Source organism: Kitasatospora sp. NPDC041917 (assembly GCF_055589745.1).
Map to the genome: position 1 here is coordinate 170243 of NZ_JBVJBI010000004.1, position 5291 is coordinate 175533.

Genomic DNA, 5291 nt, shown 5'->3' on the forward strand with positions numbered 1-5291 from the left:
GCGCTCATAGCTCAACGGATAGAGCACTTGACTACGGATCAAGAGGTTGCAGGTTCGAATCCTGCTGAGCGCACCATCGAGAAGCCCCCGGCCACCGGCCGGGGGCTTCTCCCGTTCCCCGGCGCGCCGGGCCACTGATTCGAACAGGGCCCTGCGGTGGATGGTTCCGTCCCGGAGGCCGGCGTCCCCCGGATGGGTCCGGAGTTCCCGTTCTTGCGTCCGTTCGAGTGGTGCCGATTGCCGCCTAATGGATGAAATGCAGCCGTTTCGGGTACATCCCGTCCTGCCGCCCGAATGACCGCCGATCGGGTGGGACACGGCCAAAAGCACAGGTGTCGCCGTATGCCCGGCCCTGGGCCGTGATTCCTTTTTGTCGGATCTTGTGCAGCCTGCCCGCCTGCCCGCCAGCCCGGCAGCCCACCGCGAAGGAGAGCCGGATGAGCCGACAGTTTTCCCTTACGGCTGCCGCCCTGGCCGTCCTCGCGACCGGGCTGCTGACCACGTGGAACGCCCCGCTCTCGGTGGCCCGCCAGTCCCCCGACACCTGGTCCGCCGAGCACCGGGCGGTGCTGCCCTCCGGACTTTCGGTCCGGTTCGATCTCGATGCCTCCCCGGGCACCGGCGTCACCGCCGCACCGGGCGCATTGGCGGACCGCTCCGCCGCCGGTCTCCCCGCCGCCCGCTATGCCGACGGAATGCGGCCGGGAGATCCCGCGCAGACCTTCGACCTCGCCCCCGACCGTCCGCAGGCGGACGGCTCCTGGCGCACCGTGGGAACGCTCCGGCTGGATTTCTCCCGCCCGGTCCGCAATCCCCGGCTGCACCTCAGCGGCCTGGCCGCGCTCGCCACCGGGAATTCCGGCAGCACCAGCACGGCAACCCGGCTGACCGTGACCGGAGGCTCGCCGGCCGCCCCCGCCCTGGTCGACCGCACGGACTGGCCCGGCTGGACGGTCGAGGGCAACGTCCTCGCCCCCGCGAGCCCGGACGGGGCGTCCGACGGCGATCCCGGTTCGGCGGCCGAGGGCTCGCTGGAGCTGGCCGGCACGGTCCGCACCGCGGTGTTCCGGGTCGAGCAGCGCTCCGTCGCCCGGGCCGGCAGCACCACCACCCCGCCCGCCCTGCGCCAGGCCTACACCGTCACCGTCGACGAGGGCCTCGGCACCGCCCCGCAGGACTACGGCAACGCCTCGCACGTGGTCACCGACCTCTTCCTGGGCGCCGACGCGGCCGGTCCGGCGCGCACCGCCGGCAGCCGTTCCGCCGGGGCCCCCGGCAGCGGGCCGCTGGTCCGGCCCGACCACGGGGCGGCCCCACGCAGCCCGTTCGACGGCCCCCGGGCCGGGCTCCAGCCCGGCCGCGGCGAGTACCAGGGCGCCGACCCGGCGATCGCCTTCCCCGCCGAGGCCGCGATCGGCCGCTACTACCGGCTCACCGTCCCGGTCGCGGTCGGCGACCAGCCCGCGACCCTGGCCGGCTGGATCGACTTCGACCGCACCGGCCGGTTCGACCCCGCCGAGCGGGTGCAGACCGAGGTCCCGCCGGGCGCCGACACCGCCACCCTGGAGTGGACCGTCCCGGCCGGTGCGGCCTCCGGCGGGACCTGGGCCAGGCTGCGGATCGGCCGCGACGCCGGCCAGCTCGTCTCCTCCGGTGGGTTCGCCGACTCCGGACAGGTCAGCGACCAGCGGATCGAGCTGACCGTCGGCGCCTCCCGGCCGGAGATCGCCGAGCCGGTCGACGGGACCGTGCTCGCCGACGCCCGGCCGCGGATCAGCGGCGGGGGCGCGGTGTCCGGTGCCACGGTGGAGGTCGTCGAGGGCGACACCGCACTCTGCAAGGCCAAGGTCCTGCGCGGCGGCGACTGGTCCTGCCGCCCCGACACCGGGCTGGCGCCCGGTCCGCACGCCCTCACCCCGGTGGAGACCACCACCGGCGGTGTGGTGCTGCGCGGCGAGCCGGTCGCGGTCAGCGTGAAGAGCGTGCCGCCGGGCGCCCCCACGCTCACCGTCCCCGCCTACACCAACGACCCGGGGCTCCGGCTCACCGGCACCGGCGAGGCGGGCAGCACCGTCTCGGCGGTCGAACGGGGCTCGGGCGACGACCTGTGCATCACGGGGGTGCCGGCGGACGGCCGGTGGTCCTGCCTGCCGGTCGAGATCCTGACGGACGGGAAGCACCTGCTCACCCCGGTCGCGGTCGACGCGGCGGGGAACCGGACGGCCGGGCCGCCGGTGGAGCTGGTCGTCGACACCGGCCTGCCGCAGCGGCCGGTGCTCACCTCCCCGGCCCCGGGGGAGACCGTGCGGGTCAGCCGGCCGAAGCTGGCCGGCCGGGCGGAGCCGGGAGGGAACGTGCTGGTCACGGTGCGGCCCGGGGCGTCCTCGGAGACGGAACGGCGGACGGTGCTCTGCGGGGCCACGGCGGCGTTCGACGGGAGCTGGAGCTGCACGGCCAACCGGGACCTGACGGACGGGGACCAGTGGCTGCTCGTCACGGCGACCGACCGGGCGGGCAACGAGGTCTCGGCGGAGCCGGTGCCGGTACGGGTCGCCGCTGCGGGCGCGGTGCCCGATCCGGCGGCGTCGAGCCCGGCGGTGTCGGGTTCGGTGTCGCCGAGTCCGGCGGCACAGAGTTCGACGGCAGTCGGTCCGACGGCTTCGGCTCCGGCCGCGGAGGTGTCGAGCCCGGTGGCCGGGAGCCCGACCCGGTCGGCCTCGGCCTCGGCCCGGCCCAGTCCGACGACGGCAGCGACGACGGTGACGGCGTCCGGTCCGGCGGCGAGTCCTGTGGCGCCCGGGTCGGCGGCGCCGAGCCCGGTGGCGTCCGGTGCGTCGGCGGTGCCGTCGAACCTCGCCGAGTCGGGCCCGAGCGCTCAGGGTTCGGCGGTGGCCTCGCCGAGTCCGTCGGTCGCGCCGGCGCCTTCGGAGGTGCCCGCGGCGCTGCCGATCGTGGTTCCGTCGGCGGGAGCCCGGCCGGTGACGGCAAGTCCGGTGGTGGCGTCGTCGGTGGCGCCGACGTCGCGTCCGAGCGCTTCGGTCCCGGCGGCGGCCACCGTGACCACCGCGTCCGTCGCGTCCACCGGCCTCGTCGCCCCGATCCCCTCGGCCACCGTGACCGTCTCCCCGGCTCCGGCTCCGGCTCTGGCTCCGGCTCCGGCCCCGGCCGACGGTGTCGGCGCCTTGCCGGCCGCTGTCGCCGCGGTGCAGTCCGCGCCCTCGCCGGCCGGAACCGCCGGAACCGCCGGAACGGCCGTCGGAACCGCCGGAGCTGCCGACTCGGCCGGGGCCGTCGCCGAACCCGCCGAACCCGCCGAACCCGCCGAGTCCACTCGGGACGCGGCCCGGCCGTTGGCGGCGCCTCCGGTGGGGGCGTCGCAGGGCGCGTCCGGACGGCCCGGGGAGACCGGCCGGCGCGGTGGGCTCGCCGGAGTCCTGCTGGTGCTCACCGGTCTGGGGCTGATCACCCGTCGGGTGTTCGCCCGTAGGGCCGGTGCTCCTCGGCGCTGATCGGCGCCGAACTGTCCCGACCATCCACTCATGTGCCTGCGCGTCAGGTCGGCTTTGGATGATTCGTCAGTAAATGTCGACACACCTCGGTTCAAATGTCGCATTTGATGACGTATGAACTTAGCCTGACCCTGGCACTGCCCGTCAGATCCGGGCCGCCCGTTGCGCGACACACCGACCCAGAGGATCCGTGCATGGACGTCACCCGCGATTCTTCGCAGCGACCCGACAATCTGCCCAAGGTGTTTCCGCCGGCAGTGCCGGAACGTTCCGCCTCCGGCTCCAGCCCGCTGGCCAGAACCACGGCCATCAGGACCGTCACGTCGGACGGCCCGGCCGACAGCGGGCCGGCGACCACCCCGCTGGCCGTCGTCCCGAGCCCCGCGCAGGCCGGCCCGGCGGACCGGCGCGACCCGCTGGAGACGGCCGCCCCCGAGACCGTCGAGCTGCTGGACGTCACGGCGGCCGGAACCGCGACCGCCACCACCTCCCGGCGCCCGCCGCGCGCCGACCAGGCGCTGCGCGAGCACCGCGCCGCCGCGCTGCCCGGCTGGATCGCCCTGCTGGCCGTGCTGATCGGCGTGGCCGGTGTGCTGTTCGTACTGCTGCGCACCGGCGTCATCCCGTACTGGGACGCGCTGCCCGACCTGCGCGGCACCGTCGCACGGGAGAGCGGCCGGGTGGAGGCGGACGCGCAGTGGATCGCCGCGGCGGCCGCGGCCGGCCTGCTGGTGGTGCTCGCGCTCGCCGGACTGCTGGCCAACGCGGGCGGCGAGACCCGGGTGCTGACCCGCTGGGGCCGCTATCGGGGCACCGTCCGCCGGGCCGGCCTGGTCTGGGTCAACCCGCTGCTGCGCCGTCGTCGGGTGGACGTGCGGCTGCGGCACTGGCGCAGCGAGCCGGTCAAGGTGGTGGACCGCACCGGCACGCCGATCGTGGTCCGGCTGCTGATCGTCTGGCGGATCAAGGACACCGCGCGGGCGCTGCTGGCGATCGAGGACCACGAGAGCTACCTGCGCGAGCAGGTCCAGGCGGTGCTCACCCGCACCGCGTCCACCCTGCCCTGCGACAGCAACGCGGCCCCCGGTCCCGCGCTGCGCGACGGGCAGTGGTTCGCCGACGAGATGACCAGGGCGCTGGCGGCCGAGGCGGCCCCGGCCGGCCTGGAGGTCTACTCGGTGCAGCCGCTGGCCCTGGAGTACGCGCCCGAGGTGGCCGAGTCGATGCGCCGGCGCCGGCTGGCCGACCTGGACGCGGGCCTGCGCACGGTGCTGGTGGACGACGCGGTGGAGGCGGCGGCGCTCGCCGTCCGCCGTCTGGAGCGGGCGACCGCGCACGAACTGGACGAGGCCGCCCGCAGCGCGCTGATGGAACAGCTGCTGGTCGCCTTCGTCGCCCCGGCCGGAGTGGCCGCCTCGGTACCGTCCCCGGCCGCCCGCGCCGGGCGGAAGGAAGGACGACCCGCATGAGGATAGCCACCGGCGCGTACGCCGAACCCGCCGTCACCGTCGGCTCGGGCGGCCCCGACGGTGATCCCGGTCTGATCGGCTTCGAGGAGCGACTCGGCAGCATCCCCGCGATCGTGGGCTGCGGCTGCCCGAACTGCGTCGTCCGGCCGCGCACCGCCCGCTCCGCGGCGGCGGCCGGCGGCAGCCGAATACACCGGGCCGTGCGGAGCACCTGTCTGGCCACCACCGTGCTGGCGGGCGCCGGCGTCGTCGGCCTGACGGCCGGCGCCGGATCCGCGCACGCCGCGGCCGGGAAGCAGGGCTGGGACGGGTC

Annotated in this window: 3 protein-coding genes and 1 tRNA gene; all 4 read left to right on the forward strand. The window is 75.8% G+C overall.

The window, feature by feature from the left end; all coding sequences use genetic code 11:
• Positions 1–76, forward strand: a tRNA-Arg gene (locus ACZ6EM_RS06495).
• A gap of 361 nt (positions 77–437) precedes the next feature.
• The gene (locus tag ACZ6EM_RS06500) at positions 438–3509 is read left to right on the forward strand and encodes an Ig-like domain-containing protein (RefSeq protein ID WP_465771835.1); all 3072 of its coding nucleotides are present in this window, start codon (positions 438–440) and stop codon (positions 3507–3509) included.
• A gap of 257 nt (positions 3510–3766) precedes the next feature.
• Entirely contained in the window at positions 3767–4978 is a 1212-nt protein-coding gene (locus tag ACZ6EM_RS06505) for an SPFH domain-containing protein (RefSeq protein WP_465771836.1), read from the forward strand.
• The coding region (locus ACZ6EM_RS06510) for a hypothetical protein (protein ID WP_465771837.1) at positions 4975–5291 on the forward strand (317 nt) is incomplete at its 3' end. The genes ACZ6EM_RS06505 and ACZ6EM_RS06510, both read left to right, overlap by 4 nt.

What these genes read in the sequence shown, in the direction of transcription:
- ACZ6EM_RS06500 (WP_465771835.1), top strand. Translation starts at nt 438, where the DNA reads ATGAGCCGACAGTTTTCCCTTACGGCTGCCGCCCTGGCCGTCCTCGCG.